Below are 21,756 nucleotides of genomic sequence, written 5' to 3' on the forward strand. Positions count from 1 at the left end.
GCCATGTGAGGAGATTTATGGCAGAAGTCGATTTGAAATCTACCGACAACGGTAATGGAGAAAGAGGCGATCGTTTAACCCGAAACGAGAGTTTAGTAACTCTAATTCTGGAAACTCATTTGCCGGAAAGCCTTTACCTGAAACAGCACTGGGGGAATCGTAGCCGCCGAAGATGTATGGGCAGACTGTGAGATAAATTTCATCAACAAGCTTGGCTGCTAGCATAGAAAAGTTCAAGACACCGCCACCTTCTAGCAGAAGTTGTCGAACACCCATCAAATGAATATGATTGCAAAGAGCAGCTAAATCAAGACCTTGAGTTGTTTCTGGTACTGTGTAAACTTCGGCGAACTTACTAAACTCTTCTCGACGATTTTTGGATTGGAGTTCCGAGGTAAACAACAGTTTACGGGAGTTCTGACTTTGAAAGAACTGGGAATTCTCGGTTGTCAAGTTTAACGATTGACTTACAACCACAGACCAGGGTTGCCGATCTCGATTGGCCGCGAGACGCTGAGCTATACGTTCAGGCGAGCGCACAGTTAGGAGTATATCTTCATCCCGCATTGTTTGTCCACCAATCATGATCGCATCAGCCTTAGCTCGTAAGTCTTCCATCAACTCTTGGTCTTCGATACCGCCGAAAGCTTGCAATTTTCGATCAAATGTACTGATCTTGCCATCGATAGAAATTGCCAGATTGATGAATGTAAAAGGTCTCATTTATTTGAAAATATTTGATTGAGTTCGCCAATTGAATACTCGATCGCACCGTCGAGATCAAAATCATGAATTGATTCCATGCTGAGAGATTGAATGTGCACCTTTGCACACTCTGGTTGATCTTGCAACTCCGTATACAGAGATTTTAGTAAATCCCTTAGTGCATCTTCGAGAAATTGAGGTTTCCTATGAGCTCGATATACTGTCAAAAGTTCAAGGTCGTGAGGCATGGTGTTCTGACATCTTATAACATCTTGCAAGGAAGTGAAGAAATTAACTTAGGCTTTCTCTTCCACTAACTGCGTAACTCCTGATAAATCCGCCTTGAGATAGTGAGAACCATCTTTAAACAGTTTACGTCGAGGAATATTCAAGAACTCTCGCACCTCTTGAAGTGTATTAGCTAAATAGCGATCCCACTGGCAACAGATTAATGGCTTGCTTCGTAGCCCTCGCTCAAAACTTTCTAATAGCATATCCCTGTATTCTCGCTCTTCTGAAGTTGCATTACTCGGTAAAGGCTCTAGAATTTGGTGAAGTTCCTCCAAATATTCATCAACACAAATTTCAGTATCAAGACAACCTAGCTTAAATGAAGCATACATAAATTTCTCACAATCTCCAATAAAGTTGGCAAAGCCAAACTGTTCTACTAGCTCATAATTTTGGGTATCAACCCATAATTGGTAAGCATCTTTCAGCCACTTTTCGGAACTTGCGATCACAATATTGGCCCACTCAGCAATAATTGGGATCACAGCTTTAAGACGAACTTGGCCCATAATGAAAGCATAGATACACATTTCTTCAGATAAAACAAGCATATCCCGTGTATAATGTTGGGGATCGTTATGGACAAGAAAGCCTCCATTCCAGTCATAATGATAAATTTCTGTTACGAGATGGTAAAAATCATGGGTCTGACGAAGCAAACGTATCAACCACTTGATATCTGAATCTGGAGTCATCGGATTTTTGTCAAATTCATAAAATCTCCCATCATTCATGTATTGGAAATAGGCACCACCTAAAGTATTTTCGGGAAAATGGGCTAAATTATCAGGGGATAAATCTGTTACGAGATAGCGATCGCGACAAAGAACATTAATGTCTGCCAAGCAAAGAGGTTGGGATGGCGGAATGTTTGATTCGTTTCCATTTTGGCGCTGAGGAATTATCCTTGACCAGTTTCTTGGTATCTGAGGAGGCTGGCTTTGGGGATTTTTTTGAGCTAACTTTTGACGTAGTTGCTCGTATTGTAATGGCAATTCTGAAGCTGGCACCAGTACAAAAGTAGATCCATCTTGGTTAAAGTGATTTTTTCCTGCATAATTTTCAGCTTCTTTTAAGTAAAACTCGATGTCTTTTATTTTCATTGCTGTGTCTCGCGTATCACCTGTTATGTTTAACAAATTTTTGCATAGTGGCATTTACTCAACGCCCACCTGCTTAATATAGCAAGCCACTGAGGAAAGCACAACTTCCATTGCATCTTTCAGACATACTTCCATTATGGCTTAAGGGCCTTGGCGAGTGTCCGGAGTATTGAAACTAGATACAGCACTTTGCGTGACCAAGAGGTACACTAACAGCAATGAGCAAAGTAACTTTGGACTCTACTATTGTACCTAATCGTTAAGCAAAGTGCTGTATCTACGAAGAAACCCGGTTTCTTACCTAAACGTGCGTAAGTTCTGACTTAATTAATAAGCATCTTGCAGCTCGTAAAAATCAGGGGAAATGTAATCTTTACGCAGCGGCCAGCCTACCCAGTCTTCGGGCATTAAAATCCGTTTGAGATTGGGATGGCCTTCATAGACGATGCCGTACATATCGTAAGATTCCCGCTCTTGGAAATCTGCCGCTTTCCAAATCCAGTAAACTGAGGGTAATCGGGGGTCTGCGCGGGGCAAAAAGACTTTTACGCGCACTTCTTCGGGGCGATCGCAATTATCACTCACCTTAACTAGGTCGAAGGTACTAACTAAATCTTCCCCCGGCCCTTGGTCATAAGCACACTGACACCGCAGGTAGTTAAACCCGTAGGCGTAAAGTGCTGTAGCCATTGGGATTAAAAATTCCCGGTCTACTTTCAGGATCTCAACTCCCAAATGGTCTGGCTCTAAGGCTTGGTGTTCAAAGCCATTCTGGGTTAACCATTGGGAAACTTTACCCGCTTCAACAATTGGGGCTGGCGAATCAGGCACGAGGCACCTCCTGTTTTTGGCTGGCTTGTAGGGCTGGGGGTATAGGCATTCCCATTGCTTCGGTTAAGGCGGCGGGCGGTGTGAATCGGGTGGGAACCTGTAAATATTTGCCGTCTAAGATTTCGTCTACGACTTTCATCTTGTGGCTTCTGGTGTAGTAGCGGTGGGTTGGCTGTAAGTTACCCCGTTCTTGCAGAGAATCGTTGGAGATTTTCTTCCGCAGTTTGATAATTGCGTCGATGATTGCTTCTGGGCGCGGGGGACAGCCAGGGATGTAGACATCTACTGGAATCAGTTTGTCTACGCCGCGTACTGCTGTGGGGGAATCCATGCTGAACATTCCGCCGGTGATGGTGCAAGCGCCCATAGCGATCACATATTTGGGCTCTGGCATCTGCTCGTAAAGACGCACTAGGATTGGTGCGTATTTCATGGTGATCGTGCCGGCGGTGATGATTAGGTCGGCTTGCCGGGGGCTGGAACGGGGGACTAAGCCGAAGCGATCGAAGTCAAAGCGAGAGCCAATTAGGGCTGCAAATTCGATGAAACAACAGGCTGTTCCATAAAGCAGCGGCCACAGGCTAGATAGCCGCGCCCAGTTGTAGAGGTCGTCAACTGTGGTGAGAATGATATTCTCAGACAGTTGCGAGGTAATTTCCGGGCGTTCAACTGGGTTGACAAGTTGCGTTTTTTGTGTATCAGAACTTAAGACCATTCCAAGGCTCCTTTGCGCCATGCGTAAACGAGAGCAATAACAAGAATCGCGATAAAAATCAAGGCTTCGATGAAAGCCAGGAGTCCCAGTTGGCTGAAGGCGACGGCCCAGGGATAGAGGAAGACTGTCTCTACGTCAAAGATGACGAAGACTAGGGCAAACATATAGTAACGGATGTTGAATTGAATCCAGGCTCCGCCAATGGGTTCGACTCCAGATTCGTAGGTGGTGCGCCGGTCGTAGGGCCGGCTTTTGGGCCGCAGCAGCTTGGAGGCTGTGAGGGCAAGAACTGGTATTAGGCTGGAGATGATTAGGAAGCCTAAGAAATACTCGTAGCCGCTGAGTGCAAACACGGTTGTTGACTACTGCCTCTGTAAAAGGGTTTTGTAACTTGTTCTTTACAATATACGATCGCGGGTAGGAGGGGCAAGGTAAATGGGTAATGAGTTATGGGTAAATTATGGCGATCGGAGTTGTCTAGTTTGCAGCCAAGTTCTGATCGTACTCAAGGCCTCGGTCATCGTCGGAGCGAGAATTAATCTGAGGTTTCGACATAATTTTAGATGAAAATAATGGAAATCCTACAGGACTGAAGTGCGATCGTGTAAAGGATTATTACAAAGGCTGAAACTATGCGTAAAAAAAGAAAGCTATTTCTGAAATGTAAGTGGAGGCTGAAATTTATGGGAGTAAAAAGCTATGAGGTTTTTGTCAGAGGATGCCGCAGGCGATCGAGGAAGTACCCAGAATAGTAAAGCTAAGTCAAATCAGAATGTAGAAATAGATATGTCATCAACGCCAGAAAGCAAAGAGAATCCGATTAATCAGATTTTTGGTAAAATCGAGGACATTTTGTATGCAACTTGGCAAGAAACAGGGTTCGGAAAGATAAGTATTGAGAGTGAGAGGGCGGAAAAGGGGAAGGGTAAGATTCATGTGACTGTCAAGGGCTCAACTTATTATCGGTATTACATTTCCGATCGAGATGTTAAGGAAGGGAATTTAAAAGAATAGGTGCGATCTGCTTCGATGTAGGTTTTTTGATAATCGCTCTTTTTTCCATCCTTATAAAAAAGAGCGATGCAGGCTACGTCTGGGCTGATTCTTGGTTGCCGCGATCACGACGGAGTTTTTCTATAAACTCTGGATAATTTTCCATATCTTCTAAGGATTTTGCGGGTGGATAAGGCACTTTCTTGGCCGCGTCAGCAGAGATTTTGTCAGCTAAAGCATAGAACGCCTCATCATCATCTCGATGAGCAAGTACATAAGCGTGTAACTCTTTTCTGCTCAGTTCATTGAAGTTGGGTTTCATACAAAAGTCCAATCTCCGTTAGGTTTGATTTCGATTTCCATTTCTTCACCACCTAAGATGAAGACATTTCCTGTTCGCTCATCTATACGAACTAAGTCAACACTCCGATACATTTTTGTTGCCCAGCAACAAAGAACGAAGGTTTTCCATACTTGCGCTGTTGTAGGAATAGCTTGCACTCCTGAAACTCACCATTTTTCATTTTACACTTTTTTGAGTCGGTGGGGTTGGGCGGGTTTAGATAATTTGTTGGTGGGTTGGGGCGGGTTTATATCATTGATTGGTGGGTGTCAAAGATTTGGGCGAACCCGCCCCTACAAATATGGTAAATAAAATATGAGGAAAAATTTGTAGGGGCGGGTTAACCAATCAATTTTGTCACCCACAGATAATCTTTATAAACCCGCCCCCACCCAAGGATGAAACTTACTGTTGCTGTTAGATATGCTGCGATCGCGATTCGAGAAACAAACTCAGATCGACTTGGAAAAAGTCAGCGATTTTTCTGGCTTCATCTATTTCCATCGCCCTGGGATTAACCATAATTTCCTCAACCTTTGTTTGGGTTCCCAAAACTGGAATTAAGTCAGATTTATCTAAATTTCTCGCATCCATTAAATGTTGCAACATTGAGGCAGAATTGCCTGCGGGAATTGGATAATTTTCAGCTTCAAATTTTTCAATCAACGTTATCAAAAGCTCCAGAAATAAATCTTCCTCCGGCGATCGGACGGGACGATGTTCCAGTTCGCAAGCGAGAGCGATCGCGGCATCGTTTTCTGCTTCATTTGCAATCGGTTTTGGTTGATATCGAACCAGTAAATCTGTATAAGATTTTGCGTCAAAAGTATGGATCATTTTTCCACTCATCCTTATCATACTCAGCGTGAGTCAACACATATTTGATGTAGATCCTTTGAGAATTGTAAACTAAATCAACTATCAGCCGATAGCGATTTCCCTTAATATTAAATACGGTAAAATTTCCGACTGCTTCAGCTTTTGGATAAGTCTGCTGAACATCAATTAGGTTCTGCCATTCAGCTTTATTTGACACTCTATACCAGTCATAAAGTGCATCACAGGAGTCCGCATGGCTTTCACAGAAATCTCGGAGGATTTTTCGGCTGATAACACGCATTTCACCCTTTTTTTCTAAACTACACCAGATTTTGTTCTGAACTTACGCATTTGTCATATTATAAACATTTGTAACTGCGATCGCAACATCATAGCCATATTAGAATATTTAAAGATTTTGGCGAACCGAACCTACAAGGTCTGGTAAATACTAGGATAAATTTGTAGGGGCGGGTTTACCGATCAATTCTGTCACCTACAGATAATTGTTATAAACCCGCCCCCACCCAACGATGAAACTTACTAAAAAAAAGATAACTGGAGGTATTGACAGGTTAAATTAAATGCTGTAGATTGCTTTTAATTCGGGTAAAGTACCCGCAATGATATAGTCTGTACGACTGAGATGGCCGACAGCATCATTGTTAAATAACTAAATATTAGGTAAAAACCTAGCTTGAGATGAGGGTGATCCTCACGGGGCTGGTGAAAGGGCAGGCGCGATCGCTTCGATCGCATTTGTCACTTTCCCGGCCTTTTGTGTTTTTTGGCAACAATTAGCTTTTTTGAGGAGATCGGATTATGAAATGGCTAACAGATGATGAGTTTTTCGGTACTGAATTGGTAGAATCGGGCGATCGCGCTTTGAATATGATAGGTGCGATCGCGCAGAACTCCCTCAGCAGTTTGGCGACAAGTCCAGATTTTCTGGCCAAGATGCAGGTAGCATTCGGCAATAGCTTTGATGTTGAGAAAGCTGTCAAGTTAGCATCAGCTTGGGCCCAGGGAGATTTTAGCGAATTTCCAGAGATTGAGATTCGTTCCGAAGCAGAGATTAATGGTGCTTTGGGTGCGTTTGCGGCAGCGACAGGGAAGATTTATCTGTCGCGGGAATTCCTTGCCAAAAATGCGGGGAATGTTACGGCTGTTGCGGGTGTTTTGCTGGAAGAGTTTGGGCATTTTGTTGATTCGCAGATTAATAGTGTAGATGCGATCGGGGATGAGGGGGAGATTTTTTCGGATTTAGTTCAAGGTAAGGCGTTGAGTCAGGGGGAATTGGCGGGGTTGAAGGGTGAGGATGACTCGGCGATCGTTGTTTTGGATGGGACGGGTTGATATAATTTGTCGATGGTGTCAAAAATTTAGGCAAACCCAAACTGACATTTTAACTGTAGCAATTTACTTGAAATAATCGGAGATTCAATATGGCTCGTTTAGATGGAACAACGCAAAATGATAAACTCATTTGGAATGATGCTGAACCCGTAGAAATTTATGGCTATGCTGGCGATGACACGCTAGCAGGCGATGCGGGAAATGATTTTATCTATGGCGGTGCTGGAGATGACAGTTTATTCGGAGATCCGGGTAACGATGTCCTCTATGGTGGCCGGGATAATGATTCTATGTATGGCGCATCTGGTGCAGATCAACTGTTTGGTGGCAAAGGAAATGATTATTTAGTCAGTGTCAAAGACACAGATACGCTGACAGGCGGCGGCGGAAGTGATACCTTTGGTCTCATGAGCGATGGGTTAGCTATTATCCCCGACTTTGATGTTGCTTCTGATTTCCTCGAACTGTTAGATGATTTGACTGGTTCCCGCTTTTTAGTTGCTCGTAATGACAGTAATAGTGTCGGAGTTTATGTTAGCAGCAATGGCGGTTCTTCTTTTGATACAACCTTGGCAATTTTGACTAATTTTACTGGCAATCCTGCGAGTGTTTCACAGAAAATTATCGGTGGGAATGTGGTAACAACTCCTACGCCAAGTCCCACGCCAATTCCTACTCCTACTCCGCCAACATCTGATAACTGGCTCGATCGGGTAAATTATTTTCGCAGCCTAGCCAACTTACCACCTGTGACTAACAATCCTGCATGGACACAAGGGGAAATAGAACACTCACGTTATGTGGTTAAAAATGATCAATTCACTCATTTTCAAGACCATAATAACCCTTGGTACACGCCAGCAGGCTCTGAAGCGGGTCAAAATAGCAATGTGACAGGTTGGTCAACAACTCAGACACGAGACGTGGATTTTATTGATGGATGGATGACCGGCCCTTTTCATGCGTTAGGAATTATCAACCCCAAACTAACGCAAGTTGCTTACGGTAGTTATCGCGAAGCCGATGGGGGAATTGAAACTGGGGCAACTTTGGATGTTATTCGAGGAATTAATTCTAATTCTTCCCCCCAATATCCTGTTATGAGCCCTGCAAGTGGCAAGACAGTTCCCTTAAGACAGTATGGCGGAAATGAATATCCCGATCCGTTAACAGGCTTTCCAGGATACACGGCTCCTACGGGCTTACCTATTTATTTGCAATTGGGTTCTGGGAACGTCACGCCTCGAGTCACTTCTCACTCATTAACGCAGGGAAATATACCCATAGAACATGGTGTTTTTGATGAAACAACCTACAGCAATCCCGATCCATCTGCTCAACAATTGGCACGCGGTATCTTGGATTCACACGATGCGGTTGTAATGATACCCCGCAACCCATTAATACCTGGAAATTATACAGCTTCAATTACATCAAGCGGTCAGACTTATACCTGGTCCTTCAATGTTGCCTGATGCGCTCTAGTTGAATCAGCGATCGGTATTGGTAGGGGCAATCCCCCCGTGGTTGCCCGTTTTGCTTTTGCGATCGCTTTATGGTTGCCTGCTGTTAACCCGTCAGAGCGATCGCTACGACACCATCATCGGGCGGGCACGGGGGCACCGCCCCTACAGTAGGATCGAATTGATATGACAGTACCAAAACTATGAAATACGATCCGGCAAGACATCATCGGCGTTCCATTCGTCTCCAGGGATATGACTACTCTCAAGCAGGGGCTTATTTTGTTACCATTTGCATCAATGGCGGTTTACATACATTAGGCGAAATCCGCAATAGCCAGATATATCCCAGTGAACCAGGGGTGATGGTGCAAACTGTATGGAATGAATTGCCATTGTTTTATCCTGGTGTCGAACTGGATGCTTTTGTATTAATGCCGAATCATATTCACGGAATTATTATTTTGACCTGCGACAATATTTCTGACGGTCGTATCAATCAACCCATGACATTAGGAGATGTGGTTCACCGCTTCAAATCATTAACAACTACCAAATACCGACATGGTGTGGCAAATTTTGGTTGGACACCATTTCCGAAAAAATTTTGGCAGCGGAATTATTACGAAGAGATTATTCGCGATCAAACATCCTGGGAAAATATTAGCGAATATATCCAAAACAATCCCATCGCTTGGGAAAATGAACCCTTGCATTTACAAAAATATCATCCCCAACCCGATTTGTAGGGGCGGTGCCCCCGTGCCTGCCCGATTATGGTCTAAGGGCAACCACGGGGGGATTGCCCCTACAAATATCATTCAATTTGTTTTACACCCCACCCCCAGACTTCACCGGCACCGATAAATTTAACTACCTCCTAACAGACGGCAAACAAATACAAGCCGCCACCGTTAATATCAACATCAACAGCCTCAAACTTGACAACCTTTCCGGCAATAACGGCTTCGTCCTCAACGGCACAGAAGCAGGTAACTTCTCAGGAGTTGCTGTTAGCAAAACCGGAGATATCAACGGCGACAAAATAGACGATATCATAGTCGGATCGTTCGGTGCCGACCCCAATAACGTCAACGCCGCAGGCAAAAGTCAAGTCATCTTTGGCAATCAAAAATTCCCCGCCAGCGTCAATCTTTCCCAACTCAACGGTCAAAATGGTTTCACCCTCAACGGCACCGATGCCGAAGGTTTCAGCGGCGGCACAGTCAGCAGTGCAGGCGATATCAACGGCGACGGCATCAAAGACTTTATTATTGGTGCCTTCGGTGCCGCTGTCAACGGTCAAAATAATGCCGGAAAAACTTACATTGTCTTCGGCACAAACCAAGGATTTCCTGCTAACTTCAACCTAGCTAATTTGAATGGAAATAACGGTTTTGCCGTGACAGGAACCAACACCTTTGACTATGCCGGCCTCTTTGCGACTGGTATTAGCGATATTAATGGCGATCGCATTGACGACGTACTCATCAGCGCACCCGGCCCCCTCGGTGGCACACCCGGTAAAAGCTACGTCATCTACGGCCGCACCACAGGTTTTTCTCCTAACTTAAACCTAGCTGAAATTAACAACAATAACGGCTTTGTTATTAACGGCATTGACGGCAATTCTAGCGGTACTGCCAGCAGTGGCGATATCAACGGCGACGGCATTCCCGACCTCGTAATTGGTGCAGATGGCGGTACTACCAACGGCGGCATTAATGCAGGCAAAACTTACGTTATCTTCGGTCAGCAAGGCGGATTTACTGGCAGCATTAACGTCCCAGAATTAAATGGAACTACCGGAGTTGTCATCGCCGGTCTCACTCCCGAAGAACGTTCTGGAATCGCTCTCACCGCCACAGGAGATATCAACGGTGACGGCAATAAAGACATCGTAATTGGTGCTCCCGGTGCAACAGTTGGCGACCAAATTAATGCAGGCAAAACCTACGTAATTTTTGGCAAAAAAGATGCGTTTCCTGTCATTGTCAATCCGGCTGAATTGAACGGCAGTAACGGCTTTACTATCTTCGGTTTCGATGCCGAAGGGTCAGCCGGAAATGCCGTTAGCTATGCCGGAGATATCAACAAAGATGGCTTTGACGATTTGTTAATAGGAGCCTCCAGCGCCAACTCTGATGATAAAAACAATGCCGGGAAAACATTTGTTGTTTTTGGAAGTAAGGAATTTCCAGCTAATTTCAGCTTAGCAGAAGCTAACGGTAAGAATGCCTTAGTTTTAAATGGAGTAGAAACCGATGGTTTAGTTGGCACTGCTGTCAGCGGTGGCGGAGATATTAACGGCGATGGCATCGACGATATAATTGTTGGCGCACCCGGCAGTTTATTTCAAGATTATCCCGGCAAAAGTTATGCAGTTTTTGGTAGCCGAGGTTTCGGTTTTGCTAACCCTAATAATGGCTTGGAAGGCACTGTTCAGGATGATATTATCAATGGAGCCCAGGAAGATGATACTATTTCCGGCCGCCAAGGAAATGATAAAATCTTTGGCAATGTAGGTCAAGATGTGTTATCAGGAAATCTCAATGATGACTACTTAGATGCTGAGAAAGGGCAAGATATCCTCATCGGTGGAGATGGAAATGATAGCCTTTTTGGCGGACTTGGTAATGACGTACTTAAAGGCGACAATGGCAACGATATCCTCACGGGAGTTGACATCAATGCTATTAACCCCGGAATTGAGGAAATTGACACCTTAACTGGCGGAGGTGGGAGCGATATTTTCGTTTTGGGAGATGTCAATAATACTTATTACGACAATGGCGATACTGACTACGCGCTGATTACTGATTTTAATGCCAGTGAAGATAGTATTCAATTGAACGGGAAAGCCGATGATTATCTGCTAGTTCCTTTCTCGCAAGCTAACCAAACTGGTACGGCAATTTACCGCAAAGCTTCGGCTCAAAATGAGTTAATTAGCATTCTCCAAGGAGGTTCAAATTTGAGCTTAAGCGGTAATTATTTCAGCTTTGTAGGGGCGGGTTAACCGATAAATTCTGCTACCTACAGATAATCTTTATAACCCGCCCCCACCCAACGAATAATCCCTAACAACGATCGCTGAATAACTGTTAAATTCAATTAATTGTTAATTTGTTGGTGGGGTGGGGGCGGGTTTTTATAATTTGTTGGTGGGTGTCAAATATCTAGGCGAACCCGCCCCTACAGACATTATGGTGCGATCGGCTAATAGTAGGGAGTCTACTGGCGCGATCGCACTCTTTTAAAATTGACAAGTCGCAATCTTTTAAAATTGACAAATTTGGCATCTGGCAAAAAATTACGTAAACTCTACCCGATCGCCTCAAACTCACCTTAAGCCAGCTAAAACTCCCTCAAACCTTGACACAGCAAAGTCCCAGAACCATTGTCACCCCCTCAAAATCCCACCATCTCGAAAACAGGCGCTTCCTTTTTCCCAGATATGCGATCGCAGACTCATATTCTGTAATAATCTTTAATAGTTATTTTAAGATTGGCTTACACACTCTATTTTGAGCTATGGGCGATCCAGCCACCGAAGTCAAAACGCTAGATCGACACGAATGCCGCTCCTGCGGCTACGTTTACGAACCGAGAAAGGGTCATGCTCAAAGTCAGATCCCTCCGGGGACGGCCTTTGAAGATTTGCCCCAGACTTGGCGCTGTCCGACTTGCGGTGCGCCGAAGTCCCGATTTCAAAATGTTGGCCAGACTGAAGGCGCTTCTGGATTCAAGGAAAATCGGCGCTACGGGCTGGGTGTCAATACGATGAGTGAATCCCAGAAAAGTTTGCTGATTTTTGGCGGCTTAGCCGTTGGTTTCTTGTTGTTGCTGAGTTTATATGGTTTGCAGTAAGACGATTGTGAGAGTTTGGCAACGAATTGTAATCTTATTGGTTGCTGTGCTAATCTGTGCGGGTTGCAGCACTATTCCTTCTGTGAGTTATAACCCCTGGAAGGTAGTTCCTCTGCCGACTAAAGCTAATTTGCAGGATGTCGCCTTTACTGGCAATCCCCAGCACGGCTGGATTGTGGGTTCTGACACTACTTTACTGGAAACGAAAGACGGCGGAGAAAATTGGCAGGCGATCGCTCTAAATTTAGAAGATGCGATGTCCCGTTTTTCCTCGGTGAGTTTTTCCGGTTCGGAAGGGTGGATTGTCGGACAGCCTTCCGTTTTGCTGCACACTGAGGATGAGGGTAAATCTTGGACTCGCATTGCTCTAAGTAGCCAGCTTCCAGGTTCTCCCAGTACGATTGTAGCTTTAGGGCCCCAGTCTGCCGAGATGACTACTGATGTAGGCGCGATCTATCAAACTGCTGATGGCGGTAAGACTTGGAAAGCCTTAGTACAGGAAGCTTTCGGGGTAGTTCGCAATATCAACCGTTCCCCTGACGGGCAGTATGTGGCGGTTTCGTCAAAGGGTAATTTTTACTCCATTTGGCAACCGGGACAGCCTGCTTGGACTCCTTACAACCGCAACAGTTCTCGCCGTCTCCAAAGTATGGGGTTTGGCAAGGATGGGCGTTTGTGGATGCTGGAGAGAGGCGGCCAAATTCAATTTAGCAATCTTGAAAATCGGGATGAGTGGGGAGAACCTTTTAGTCCCGATCGCAAGGCCAGTTGGGGTTTGCTGGATTTGGCTTACCGAACTGCTGATGAGATTTGGCTGGCTGGTGGCGGGGGTAATTTGCTTTGCAGTTTTGATGGCGGGAAAACTTGGCAAAAAGACCGCGAAGTAGAGGATGTGCCCGCTAATTTTTACAAAATTGTCTTTATGACTCCTGAGAAAGGGTTTATTATCGGTGCGACCGGAACTCTATTGAAATATCAGGGATCGGCGCAACCTGCTTGATAGTAAAATTGTCTTAAAGATTTTGTGTTGAGCTGTTTTCTAGGAGGTATCTAAATGGCTGGTGGTTCAACTGGTGAGCGTCCGTTTGGGGACATTGTTACGAGCGTGCGCTATTGGGTGATTCATAGCATCACCATTCCAGCGCTATTTATTGCTGGCTGGCTGTTTGTACAGACAGGCTTAGCTTATGATGTGTTCGGGACTCCCCGGCCGAATGAGTATTTTACTCAGACTCGCCAAGAAGTGCCGATCGTATCAGACCGTTTTGAAGCTAAGAAACAAGTCGATCAGTTCATTGCTAAGTAATTTAAAAAGGAGTTTGAAAGCATGACTAGCAGAGTCCCTAATAACGAGCCAGTTTCTTATCCGATTTTTACGGTGCGCTGGTTGGCAGTTCACACCCTTGGCGTTCCAACCATTTTCTTTTTGGGCGCGATCGCAGCTATGCAGTTTATTCAACGATAGGAGTTAATCATGCCTGAAAGAGTTCCAAATCCCAATCCACAGCCTGTTGAGTTAAACCGGACTTCTCTGTATTTGGGTCTGTTGCTGATTTTTGTTTTGGGTATCCTGTTTTCTAGTTATTTCTTTAACTAACTAGAAATTTGAACGGGATTTCAAGCTTTTTGATTAGGTCTATTTAGTTTTGATTTAAGAGGTGAATGCTGTGCTTCAATCTGGTCGAATTCCTTTGTGGCTTGTAGCAACTGTTGCTGGTATGGGCGTACTGACGATTTTGGGTATTTTCTTTTACGGAGCTTACGCTGGCTTGGGTTCTTCTATCTAAGAGAGAATCAGGGGAGAGGAATTAAAAATTAAAGATTAAAAATGGCATAAATCTTAGCAATTTTCAATTTTTAATTGAACATTTTTAATTCTGAAATATCTCCCCAAGCCCCTTAAAAATGGGCGCGAAGAGTAATTAAAAGCCTTGACTTTTTTGTATATTTGTGATATAGTCCTGCTCTTTTCCGAGCGGGATTTTTTGTAGTTGGGTTGGTAGGACGGGGTTGGCTAGTTTGCTGGGTTGTTATAGTTGATGTAAGTACCGCATATAGGCAAAAAATGACTAATGTTACTGTAAAACGCTTTACTTTAAGCGAATATCACCATCTCGGAGAAAGGAAGTTATCTATCTATGCTGAGGATGGAATTTCTAATTACTGGATATTTAATTTAATAGATAATTGGTTGGAAGTTTATAGTGAATCTTATCGGGACAGTCAAGGTAAGTTTGGTTATAGGTTGAAACGCATTGTTTTCCCTAATGAGTCGGTAGTGATTCCTAGTTTTCCTGATTTGTCTCTAGATTTATCGGGGGTATTTCCAATGCAGAATTAAAATGATAGGTAAGTATGTCATTGCGAGGAACGAAGCAATCTCCTGTCTTCGCGATTGCTTCGTTTCACTCGCAATGACATGATACTTTCAATCATAATCAAATTGTATTGAAGCAGCTATTTTGAGGTTTTAATTACGCGATGCAGACATCACAAACTGAACAGGAAATGGGAAGTGTGGCGCTAAGTCTTTATGAGACTGATTTTTATGCTTGGACTCAGGAACAAGCGGAATTTTTACGGGATGGGAAATGGACTCAGCTAGATTTAGTTAATTTAATTGAGGAGATTGAATCTTTGGGAAAACAGCAACGTTCTGAATTGCGAAATCGTTTGAGTATTTTGATTGGACATTTGTTAAAATGGGAATATCAATCTAATCGCCGGAGTCGCAGTTGGTTAATGACGATTCGCGTACAGCGTCATGATGTTTTGGAATTGCTGGCAGAAAATCCCAGTCTTAAGCCGTACTTGCAAGAGGGTATTCAAACAGCTTATGAAAAAGGTGTGCTTTTGGCAGCAGGAGAAACGAATTTGCCGATTAAAACTTTTCCGATAGATTGCTGTTATTCACTGGAGAAGATTTTGAGCGATCGCTTTTTTCCGGGTGAATTAGCTCCCAATGATTTGATGGAATAGTGCATAAATCTCCGCTAACCCTACGCTTAAACATTATAATGGATTTAATCACAATCTTAGGACTAACAGCCGCTACCTTGACAACCAGTGCATTTCTACCTCAAGTGATTAAAACCTGGCAAACAAAATCCGCAAAAGATGTCTCTGTCACCATGCTAATTACTTTCTGTATCGGAATTTTCCTCTGGTTAATATACGGGGTTTTTCGTCAAGATTTAGCCATTATTCTTGCCAATGCAGTTACATTAATTCTTAATTTAGCGATTTTATGGCTTAAAATTAGATATGAATGAGATATTATCCAGCTAAAGCTGAATCTGCCAGTGACTCCTGACCTATTTTCCTCTGAACGCCTCCTGTTTACGCCAGCAACCCCTAACGCTGACGCTATCCACACAATTTTTGCTTTTCCCAACGAGTACACTGTTGGCATCACTAGCCTTGGCTATCAAGTGGTTTGGGCAACTTTAGCAACCCGGAGTGATATCGAAGTCAGCCGCTTGTTTACTGATACCCACGAACAATTACCGAGACAGCCAGAATTAGTGGGTTTTTCCTTATCTTGGGAACTCGATTATGTCAATATTCTCAATTTATTGGAATTTTTAGAAGTACCTATTTGGGCATCAAAACGCACAGATAACCATCCGCTTATATTTGGTGGCGGCCCAGTTTTTACTGCCAATCCTGAACCTTTTGCCGATTTTTTTGATGTCATCTTGCTAGGAGATGGCGAAAATCTACTTGCTAATTTCATTAATGCTTACAAAGAAGTTAGGCCAGCAGATAGAAAAACTAAACTCCGTCATTTAGCACAAATACCAGGTGTTTATGTTCCTAGTTTATATGAAGTAACTTATCACGATCTGGCTGGTGGCATTAAGTCTATTTTGCCAGTAGATACAACCATCCCTGGACAAGTTGAAAAACAAACTTATCGCGGAAATGTTTTATCTGCTTCAACTGTAGTCACAGAAAAAGCAGCTTGGGAAAATATTTACATGGTGGAAGTGGTTCGCAGTTGTCCAGAAATGTGTCGTTTCTGTTTAGCAAGTTATCTGACATTGCCATTTAGAACTGCAAGTTTTGAAGACTCGTTAATTCCAGCCATTGAACGCGGTTTAACAGTGACAAATCGCTTGGGTTTGCTAGGTGCTTCTGTGACTCAACACACAGAATTTAAGGAATTATTAGATTATTTAAGTCAACCGAAATATGATGAAGTGCGGTTGAGCATTTCATCAGTAAGGACTAATACTGTAACAGTACAACTAGCAGAAACTCTAGCTAAAAGAGATACTCGTTCTATTACAATCGCAGTGGAAAGTGGTAGCGAACGAGTTCGCAAAATTGTCAATAAAAAACTAAGCAATGATGAGATTATTCAAGCTGCTATCAATGCTAAGTCTGGGGGATTAAAGGGAATTAAGCTTTATGGAATGGTGGGAATTCCTGGTGAAAAATCAGAAGATTTAAACCAAACTGTGGCAATGATGCGGGATATTAAAAAAGCTGCTCCTGGTTTACGTTTAACTTTGGGTTGTAGCACTTTTGTCCCGAAATCTCACACACCTTTTCAGTGGTTTGGAGTGAATAAAGATGCTGAGAAAAGGTTGAAGTTGTTACATAAAGATTTAGGAAAATTAGGTTTAGAATTTCGACCTGAAAGTTATAATTGGTCTGTGATTCAAGGGTTGCTATCGCGGGGAGATAGAAGGTTATCGAAGTTATTGGAATTAGTGCGGCATTATGGAGATTCTTTGGGTAGTTATCGTCGTGCTTTTAAGGAGTTGCGAGGACAGTTGCCTGAGATGGATTTCTACGTTTATGCTGAGTGGGAATTGGAGCTAGTTTTGCCTTGGAGTCACTTAAAAGGGCCGCTACCTGTTGAGACTTTGAAAAAGCATTTAGGGGAGGCTACCAATTACTTTACTAGGAAAAATTGAGATATGATAGACTATAATCTAAATCATGGAAGTACAACCAAGGGAAATTCAGCGTTACATCGCGTCAGATGGCAGAATGCCTTACGATGAGTGGTTTAATTCGCTCCGAGATATCAATGCTCAAGCCAAGATTATCTCTAGGCTTAACCGCATGGCTGATGGTAATTTAGGAGACTATCGCTCAGTGGGGGAAGGAGTATGTGAACTTAAAATCAATTATGGCCCTGGCTACCGAATATATTTTGGACAGATAGGTTCAACTACTGTTACTGTTTGCGAACCAGAAGAAAGCATAAAGACTACTGAAATTCAATCTGAGTTAAGCGTTTCGCAAAGTTCTTAAAAGAGAGTGTGAGAAAATCCCAATTAAATACATCGTCCTAAATAGCTAATAGTTAATTGCTGATTTTTACAATTAACTATTAGCCATTAGCTCACATATTTAGCTTTTAACAAATCTAGTGGCCAATTCCTACATAGTGGAAACCAGCGGCTTCCAGACTCTTTCTGTCTAAAAAATTACGGCCGTCAATCATCACCGGATGGTTCATCAGCTTCGCCATTTTCCCATAGTCTAAGTTGCGGAACTGTTGCCAGTCTGTTACTAAAACTAAAGCATCACAACCATCGGCTAAGCGTTCGGGATCGGTTTCTACCATCACTCCAGACAAACCGTGACGCATTCCAGTTTGCGAAACAATCGGGTCATAAGCTTTGACTTTCGCTCCCAATCGATTGAGATTTTCGATTAAATTCAACGATGGTGCATCGCGCAAGTCGTCAGTATCCGGCTTGAAAGTTAAGCCAAGCAATCCCACCGTTTTACCTTTGAGAATTTTCAGCACTTGCTGCAATTTTTCAATCGCAATTGTACGCTGGCGCTCATTAACTTCGACTGCTGCTTTCAGTAAGTGTGCATCATAGCCATAGTCATCAGCGGTATGAACTAACGCAGAAACATCTTTGGGGAAACACGAACCCCCCCAGCCAATTCCTGCTTGTAAAAACTTGCCACCAATCCGGGAATCTAAACCAATACCTTTGGCAATTTGTACGACATCTGCACCGACGCGATCGCAAATATTTGCAACTTCATTAATAAAGCTAATCTTAGTAGCTAAGAAAGCATTAGCTGCGTACTTGATCATCTCAGCAGAACTAATATCTGTCACCACCACAGGTACCGGTGGCAATGATTGATCTTCGCTATGCTTACGCTCAATAATTGGCGTGTACAGTTGCGTCATCATATCGATTCCGCGCTGGCTATTGCTTCCCAAAACAATCCGATCTGGGTTGAAAGTATCGTAAACAGCGGAGCCTTCCCGCAAAAATTCGGGGTTGCTAACTACATCAAATTGAGCGCCGCTTTTTTCTGCAACTTCCTCATTACTAACCTCGCCATCTCCTACCTTAGCTTTTTGGCGCTCTGCAAGTCCATCAAGTACAATCATCCGCACCCAGTCGCCTGAACCAATTGGTACTGTGGATTTATTTACGATTACTTTGTACTCGCCATCCAAGTGAGTACCAATCCCGCGAGCGACGGCTTCCACGTAGCGGGTATCGCTTTCTCCAGTAGGTAAAGGAGGCGTTCCCACTGCAATAAATAAAATATCACCGTGAGCCACACCTGCGGCCAAATCAGAGGTAAATTCTAGTTTTCCCGATTGCGAAGCTGACTGCATGATCTCCGAAAGTCCTGGCTCAAAAATCGGTGACTGTCCAGATTTCATTAACTTCACTTTTTCTTCGTTGTTGTCTACACAGATGACGTGATGACCGATGTGAGCCAAGCAGGTTCCTGTAACTAAGCCAACGTATCCCGTACCAATGACACAAACACGCATACAATTATCCTCAAAGTAAGTAATGAAATTTAGGAATTGCTAATTGTTAACTGTTAACTGTTAACTGTTAACTGTTAACTGTTAACTGTTAACTGTTAACTGTTAAAAAGCAACTAACTATTAAGAAGGCGATCGCGAAAATCATCGATAGTCAACTTTAAACCTTCAGCCAAGGGAACTTTTGGTTCCCACCCTAACCAAGTTTTAGCACGGGTAATATCTGGTTGTCGCTGTTTGGGGTCATCTTGCGGTAACGGCTTATAGATAATTTCCGTACCTGGATTTACCATCTCCTGAATTTTCTGAGCCAATTGTAAGATAGTATATTCACCCGGATTTCCTAAATTCATAGGCCCAATATTATCGCCATTCATCAGGCCCATTATCCCTTCCACCAAGTCAGAAACATAACAAAAACTTCGCGTTTGAGAACCATCTCCGTAAACAGTTAGTGGTATTCCTCGCAAAGCTTGGACGATAAAATTACTTACCACTCGGCCGTCATTTTCTAACATTCTGGTGCCATAAGTATTATGACAACAAACGCAGTAATTACCGCCTACAAAATTTTCCCCATCGGGAACTGAAAAGTCGTAGACATCCTCATCGATTTCAAACTTTTCTATGGCTTTAACTTTTCCCCAAGCTAAATCTCCTGTAATTTTAGCTTGCAGTTTTTGTTTGACATTAGCAAGATTGAGGATGCTATAGTCGTCTAACCCTTGAACCGTTATCCGGTAAGACTTGTACTTTTTGCTGTCTCCTTTGCGGACAGTGGTCTCAAATTCCGATACACTTCCAACTATCCCGAAGTTAGCTAGAATTAGCACCAGTTTTTCAATTATTTTTTGGCTAGAACTGTTAAACACTAGCAGCGAACCCGTTGTCTTAGCATCAAGATTGCCATCACCTTCCCAGAAACCATGCAAAAAGTGAACTAACTGTGATTTGGGAAGTTGTAAAATCCAATTGGGTATATCTTTTTTGGTGCTTAATTCTTTGCTAAATCCCAAAACATTGACAACCAGATCGACAATAATTTTTGATCTGATGTGAACTGATGGTGCTCTTTTCTCCTCTGGGTCAAATCGGATTTCACACTCGCAGCCAAATAACTCTCGCGTCACCTCGATCAGTTTTTCCAAGTATTTGACATTTGAGCTAAATACAAGCTGGCGGTCTTTTTCGGTATGAATTAAACAGCCTTCTGCTAAGTAAAATCCTAAAAACCATAGAAAATCACTAACATTTTCTATGTAATTTTTGATTTCCTTGACAGATTGGTAGCCAGCAATTCTCTCTTTTTTCGTCAAAGGCAATCCTAGTTCTTGCCAAAGTTGCCAAGGCATTTTATTGGCAGCTTCGTATTTTTTGATGGTGCTGAAGTATTGACGATTGCTGATTCCTTTTTGAGCAAAATATTTATATATTTGCTCTCGGAATTTTTCTAAGTATGCGATCGCATCTTCACTCACTACCCACAAGCCAGGGGCGTTAATTTTATCACTGATGTAAAAAGGGTCTAAAGGACGCTCCATAAACGGAATGTAACTGGGAACAGCTACTTTATCCCCAACCTTTAAATCTTTGCCAAACACGGCTTGAGGTAATCCTTCCTCGTCGCAAGTAAATAAACTGTGATCTTCAGTAATTTTTACTTCCTTACCCCAGGTTGTCGTAATTTTATACCCTGGCTTCGTTACTTTGTGTTTCCAAATTGCTGAAATTGGTTTTAATCGCATTTTTCCCTGTTCATCAAAACAAGGTACAGAAACATTTGAGATGTCTTCTCCAATGCGGCTGTAGCATTCCTCAAATGTTTCGTAATAAAGGCGATCGTCTTTGTAATAGATCACCTTTTGATCGCCTGTCAAACTGTTAAAAATTCGCACTACCCGAATGTCTACACCATTTTGGCGATGATAATCAAAGGCCAAAGTTTCAGCTACTCGTTTTCCTTCGTCATAACACGAACGAATCCCAATACAATTGACATTTCCCCAATAATCCTCTGTTTGGGGATGTACGCTGGGATCGCCGTAAACTTCGGAAGTGGATGCTAACAAAATTCTGGCTTTCACCCGCTTTGCTAAACCCAGCATATTCATTGTCCCCATCACATTAGTTTTAATGGTTTTGACGGGGTTATACTGATAGTGAACTGGCGAAGCTGGGCAAGCTAAATGATAGATTTGATCGGCTTCTAAGCGAATCGGTTCTGTAATATCGTGCCGGATTAGTTCAAAATAAGGATTGTCCATCCATTTGAGGATGTTGCGCTTAGTCCCGGTGTAAAAATTATCAAGACAAATTACCTCATTTCCCTGGGCCATTAAGCGATCGATGAGATGGGAACCGATAAAACCTGCTCCACCTGTGACTAATATTCTCATTATTTGCGCTACTGAGTTGTTGACAAGAAGCTATCTTCGATATAAGCTCTATCCTTAGCTCCAAAATAACAAAAACTGCGCCTGATACAATGTTCGCAA

Annotated in this window: 26 protein-coding genes and 3 pseudogenes; 16 read left to right on the plus strand and 13 right to left on the minus strand. The window is 43.1% G+C overall.

Going from position 1 to position 21,756, the window contains the following annotated elements; translation table 11 throughout:
• Positions 1-39: 39 nt before the first annotated feature.
• From PY364_RS04290 to ndhC, 6 genes are all read right to left on the minus strand, one after another.
• The gene (locus tag PY364_RS04290) at positions 40-723 is read right to left on the minus strand and encodes a dihydrofolate reductase family protein (protein WP_275520925.1); all 684 of its coding nucleotides are present in this window, start codon (positions 721-723) and stop codon (positions 40-42) included.
• Complete coding sequence (locus tag PY364_RS04295) at positions 720-953, minus strand: GTP cyclohydrolase, FolE2/MptA family (RefSeq protein WP_275520926.1); 234 nt, start codon at positions 951-953, stop codon at positions 720-722. The genes PY364_RS04290 and PY364_RS04295 overlap by 4 nt, the downstream gene beginning before the upstream one ends.
• A gap of 48 nt (positions 954-1,001) precedes the next feature.
• Positions 1,002-2,099 carry a Coq4 family protein gene (locus PY364_RS04300; protein ID WP_275520927.1) on the minus strand — a complete coding sequence of 366 codons (1,098 nt, stop codon included), beginning with the start codon at positions 2,097-2,099 and terminating at the stop codon, positions 1,002-1,004.
• 327 nt (positions 2,100-2,426) lie between these two features.
• Entirely contained in the window at positions 2,427-2,930 is a 504-nt protein-coding gene (locus PY364_RS04305; RefSeq protein WP_275520928.1) for an NAD(P)H-quinone oxidoreductase subunit J, read from the minus strand.
• A complete protein-coding gene (gene ndhK / locus PY364_RS04310; RefSeq protein WP_275520929.1) occupies positions 2,923-3,645 on the minus strand; it encodes a photosynthetic/respiratory NAD(P)H-quinone oxidoreductase subunit K in 723 nt (240 codons plus the stop codon). The genes PY364_RS04305 and ndhK overlap by 8 nt, the downstream gene beginning before the upstream one ends.
• Entirely contained in the window at positions 3,636-3,998 is a 363-nt protein-coding gene (ndhC, locus tag PY364_RS04315) for a photosynthetic/respiratory NAD(P)H-quinone oxidoreductase subunit C (RefSeq protein ID WP_007358204.1), read from the minus strand. Before ndhC ends, ndhK begins: the two co-directional genes overlap by 10 nt.
• A gap of 346 nt (positions 3,999-4,344) precedes the next feature.
• Between ndhC and PY364_RS04320 the strand changes: the two genes are divergently transcribed.
• Positions 4,345-4,659 (plus strand): hypothetical protein, encoded by a 315-nt coding sequence (locus PY364_RS04320; RefSeq protein WP_275520930.1) that lies wholly within the window; start codon positions 4,345-4,347, stop codon positions 4,657-4,659.
• Positions 4,660-4,732: 73 nt separating this feature from the next.
• On the opposite strand, the gene PY364_RS04325 is transcribed toward PY364_RS04320, so the two are convergent.
• From PY364_RS04325 to PY364_RS04335, 3 genes are all read right to left on the minus strand, one after another.
• A complete protein-coding gene (locus PY364_RS04325; RefSeq protein ID WP_275520931.1) occupies positions 4,733-4,960 on the minus strand; it encodes a hypothetical protein in 228 nt (75 codons plus the stop codon).
• A 438-nt stretch (positions 4,961-5,398) separates the two neighbouring features.
• Positions 5,399-5,818, minus strand: coding sequence for a transcriptional regulator (locus PY364_RS04330; RefSeq protein WP_275520932.1), 420 nt, complete (start codon positions 5,816-5,818; stop codon positions 5,399-5,401).
• Positions 5,802-6,101 carry a type II toxin-antitoxin system HigB family toxin gene (locus PY364_RS04335; RefSeq protein ID WP_275520933.1) on the minus strand — a complete coding sequence of 100 codons (300 nt, stop codon included), beginning with the start codon at positions 6,099-6,101 and terminating at the stop codon, positions 5,802-5,804. Before PY364_RS04335 ends, PY364_RS04330 begins: the two co-directional genes overlap by 17 nt.
• A gap of 521 nt (positions 6,102-6,622) precedes the next feature.
• Between PY364_RS04335 and PY364_RS04340 the strand changes: the two genes are divergently transcribed.
• From PY364_RS04340 to PY364_RS04410, 15 genes are all read left to right on the plus strand, one after another.
• Complete coding sequence (locus PY364_RS04340) at positions 6,623-7,156, plus strand: hypothetical protein (protein WP_275520934.1); 534 nt, start codon at positions 6,623-6,625, stop codon at positions 7,154-7,156.
• Positions 7,157-7,245: 89 nt separating this feature from the next.
• A complete protein-coding gene (locus PY364_RS04345; RefSeq protein ID WP_275520935.1) occupies positions 7,246-8,631 on the plus strand; it encodes a CAP domain-containing protein in 1,386 nt (461 codons plus the stop codon).
• 191 nt (positions 8,632-8,822) lie between these two features.
• Complete coding sequence (locus tag PY364_RS04350; protein ID WP_275520936.1) at positions 8,823-9,368, plus strand: transposase; 546 nt, start codon at positions 8,823-8,825, stop codon at positions 9,366-9,368.
• A gap of 77 nt (positions 9,369-9,445) precedes the next feature.
• Positions 9,446-11,638 carry a hypothetical protein gene (locus PY364_RS04355; RefSeq protein WP_275520937.1) on the plus strand — a complete coding sequence of 731 codons (2,193 nt, stop codon included), beginning with the start codon at positions 9,446-9,448 and terminating at the stop codon, positions 11,636-11,638.
• A gap of 515 nt (positions 11,639-12,153) precedes the next feature.
• Positions 12,154-12,489, plus strand: coding sequence for a rubredoxin (locus tag PY364_RS04360; protein WP_275520938.1), 336 nt, complete (start codon positions 12,154-12,156; stop codon positions 12,487-12,489).
• A complete protein-coding gene (locus PY364_RS04365) occupies positions 12,476-13,489 on the plus strand; it encodes a photosynthesis system II assembly factor Ycf48 (protein WP_275520939.1) in 1,014 nt (337 codons plus the stop codon). Before PY364_RS04360 ends, PY364_RS04365 begins: the two co-directional genes overlap by 14 nt.
• A 54-nt stretch (positions 13,490-13,543) precedes the next feature.
• Positions 13,544-13,795, plus strand: coding sequence for a cytochrome b559 subunit alpha (gene psbE / locus PY364_RS04370; RefSeq protein WP_007358196.1), 252 nt, complete (start codon positions 13,544-13,546; stop codon positions 13,793-13,795).
• Positions 13,796-13,816: 21 nt separating this feature from the next.
• Positions 13,817-13,954 (plus strand): cytochrome b559 subunit beta, encoded by a 138-nt coding sequence (psbF, locus tag PY364_RS04375; RefSeq protein WP_007358195.1) that lies wholly within the window; start codon positions 13,817-13,819, stop codon positions 13,952-13,954.
• Positions 13,955-13,963: 9 nt separating this feature from the next.
• Positions 13,964-14,086 carry a photosystem II reaction center protein L gene (locus PY364_RS04380; protein WP_275520940.1) on the plus strand — a complete coding sequence of 41 codons (123 nt, stop codon included), beginning with the start codon at positions 13,964-13,966 and terminating at the stop codon, positions 14,084-14,086.
• Between the two features lie 70 nt (positions 14,087-14,156).
• Positions 14,157-14,276 carry a photosystem II reaction center protein J gene (locus tag PY364_RS04385; protein ID WP_007358194.1) on the plus strand — a complete coding sequence of 40 codons (120 nt, stop codon included), beginning with the start codon at positions 14,157-14,159 and terminating at the stop codon, positions 14,274-14,276.
• A gap of 278 nt (positions 14,277-14,554) precedes the next feature.
• Positions 14,555-14,830: a Uma2 family endonuclease gene (locus PY364_RS04390; RefSeq protein ID WP_275520941.1), complete on the plus strand. Its 276-nt coding sequence runs from the start codon at positions 14,555-14,557 to the stop codon at positions 14,828-14,830.
• A 140-nt stretch (positions 14,831-14,970) separates the two neighbouring features.
• The gene (locus PY364_RS04395; protein WP_275520942.1) at positions 14,971-15,468 is read left to right on the plus strand and encodes a DUF29 domain-containing protein; all 498 of its coding nucleotides are present in this window, start codon (positions 14,971-14,973) and stop codon (positions 15,466-15,468) included.
• Between the two features lie 38 nt (positions 15,469-15,506).
• A complete protein-coding gene (locus PY364_RS04400; RefSeq protein ID WP_007358191.1) occupies positions 15,507-15,761 on the plus strand; it encodes a SemiSWEET transporter in 255 nt (84 codons plus the stop codon).
• Between the two features lie 30 nt (positions 15,762-15,791).
• Positions 15,792-17,414 carry a radical SAM protein gene (locus tag PY364_RS04405; protein ID WP_275520943.1) on the plus strand — a complete coding sequence of 541 codons (1,623 nt, stop codon included), beginning with the start codon at positions 15,792-15,794 and terminating at the stop codon, positions 17,412-17,414.
• Positions 17,415-17,439: 25 nt separating this feature from the next.
• Positions 17,440-17,757, plus strand: a complete 318-nt coding sequence (locus PY364_RS04410) for a type II toxin-antitoxin system RelE/ParE family toxin (protein ID WP_275520944.1) — start codon at positions 17,440-17,442, stop codon at positions 17,755-17,757.
• Between the two features lie 115 nt (positions 17,758-17,872).
• On the opposite strand, the gene PY364_RS04415 is transcribed toward PY364_RS04410, so the two are convergent.
• From PY364_RS04415 to PY364_RS04430, 4 genes and pseudogenes are all read right to left on the minus strand, one after another.
• Positions 17,873-19,264, minus strand: a complete 1,392-nt coding sequence (locus PY364_RS04415; RefSeq protein ID WP_275520945.1) for a UDP-glucose/GDP-mannose dehydrogenase family protein — start codon at positions 19,262-19,264, stop codon at positions 17,873-17,875.
• Positions 19,265-19,377: 113 nt separating this feature from the next.
• Positions 19,378-19,797 (minus strand): annotated as a pseudogene (locus tag PY364_RS04420) (GDP-mannose 4,6-dehydratase); the annotation flags it as partial.
• A gap of 9 nt (positions 19,798-19,806) precedes the next feature.
• Positions 19,807-21,156 (minus strand): annotated as a pseudogene (locus tag PY364_RS04425) (LAGLIDADG family homing endonuclease); the annotation flags it as partial.
• Positions 21,139-21,657, minus strand: a pseudogene (locus PY364_RS04430) (GDP-mannose 4,6-dehydratase); the annotation flags it as partial. The pseudogenes PY364_RS04425 and PY364_RS04430, both read right to left, overlap by 18 nt.
• Positions 21,658-21,756: the final 99 nt, after the last annotated feature.

This window comes from Kamptonema sp. UHCC 0994 (assembly GCF_029167235.1).
Classification (GTDB): domain Bacteria; phylum Cyanobacteriota; class Cyanobacteriia; order Cyanobacteriales; family Microcoleaceae; genus Kamptonema.

Bases quoted from the DNA above. Each gene is read 5' to 3' on its own strand.
- PY364_RS04320 (WP_275520930.1), top strand. From the start codon at position 4,345: ATGAGGTTTTTGTCAGAGGATGCCGCAGGCGATCGAGGAAGTACCCAG.
- ndhK (WP_275520929.1), bottom strand. From the start codon at position 3,645: ATGGTCTTAAGTTCTGATACACAAAAAACGCAACTTGTCAACCCAGTT.
- PY364_RS04340 (WP_275520934.1), top strand. From the start codon at position 6,623: ATGAAATGGCTAACAGATGATGAGTTTTTCGGTACTGAATTGGTAGAA.
- PY364_RS04290 (WP_275520925.1), bottom strand. From the start codon at position 723: ATGAGACCTTTTACATTCATCAATCTGGCAATTTCTATCGATGGCAAG.
- PY364_RS04295 (WP_275520926.1), bottom strand. From the start codon at position 953: ATGCCTCACGACCTTGAACTTTTGACAGTATATCGAGCTCATAGGAAA.
- PY364_RS04415 (WP_275520945.1), bottom strand. From the start codon at position 19,264: ATGCGTGTTTGTGTCATTGGTACGGGATACGTTGGCTTAGTTACAGGA.
- PY364_RS04335 (WP_275520933.1), bottom strand. From the start codon at position 6,101: ATGCGTGTTATCAGCCGAAAAATCCTCCGAGATTTCTGTGAAAGCCAT.
- PY364_RS04350 (WP_275520936.1), top strand. From the start codon at position 8,823: ATGAAATACGATCCGGCAAGACATCATCGGCGTTCCATTCGTCTCCAG.
- PY364_RS04330 (WP_275520932.1), bottom strand. From the start codon at position 5,818: ATGATCCATACTTTTGACGCAAAATCTTATACAGATTTACTGGTTCGA.
- PY364_RS04395 (WP_275520942.1), top strand. From the start codon at position 14,971: ATGCAGACATCACAAACTGAACAGGAAATGGGAAGTGTGGCGCTAAGT.
- PY364_RS04365 (WP_275520939.1), top strand. From the start codon at position 12,476: ATGGTTTGCAGTAAGACGATTGTGAGAGTTTGGCAACGAATTGTAATC.
- PY364_RS04300 (WP_275520927.1), bottom strand. From the start codon at position 2,099: ATGAAAATAAAAGACATCGAGTTTTACTTAAAAGAAGCTGAAAATTAT.
- psbE (WP_007358196.1), top strand. From the start codon at position 13,544: ATGGCTGGTGGTTCAACTGGTGAGCGTCCGTTTGGGGACATTGTTACG.
- psbF (WP_007358195.1), top strand. From the start codon at position 13,817: ATGACTAGCAGAGTCCCTAATAACGAGCCAGTTTCTTATCCGATTTTT.
- PY364_RS04325 (WP_275520931.1), bottom strand. From the start codon at position 4,960: ATGAAACCCAACTTCAATGAACTGAGCAGAAAAGAGTTACACGCTTAT.
- PY364_RS04345 (WP_275520935.1), top strand. From the start codon at position 7,246: ATGGCTCGTTTAGATGGAACAACGCAAAATGATAAACTCATTTGGAAT.
- PY364_RS04380 (WP_275520940.1), top strand. From the start codon at position 13,964: ATGCCTGAAAGAGTTCCAAATCCCAATCCACAGCCTGTTGAGTTAAAC.
- PY364_RS04410 (WP_275520944.1), top strand. From the start codon at position 17,440: ATGGAAGTACAACCAAGGGAAATTCAGCGTTACATCGCGTCAGATGGC.
- PY364_RS04360 (WP_275520938.1), top strand. From the start codon at position 12,154: ATGGGCGATCCAGCCACCGAAGTCAAAACGCTAGATCGACACGAATGC.
- PY364_RS04400 (WP_007358191.1), top strand. From the start codon at position 15,507: ATGGATTTAATCACAATCTTAGGACTAACAGCCGCTACCTTGACAACC.
- PY364_RS04390 (WP_275520941.1), top strand. From the start codon at position 14,555: ATGACTAATGTTACTGTAAAACGCTTTACTTTAAGCGAATATCACCAT.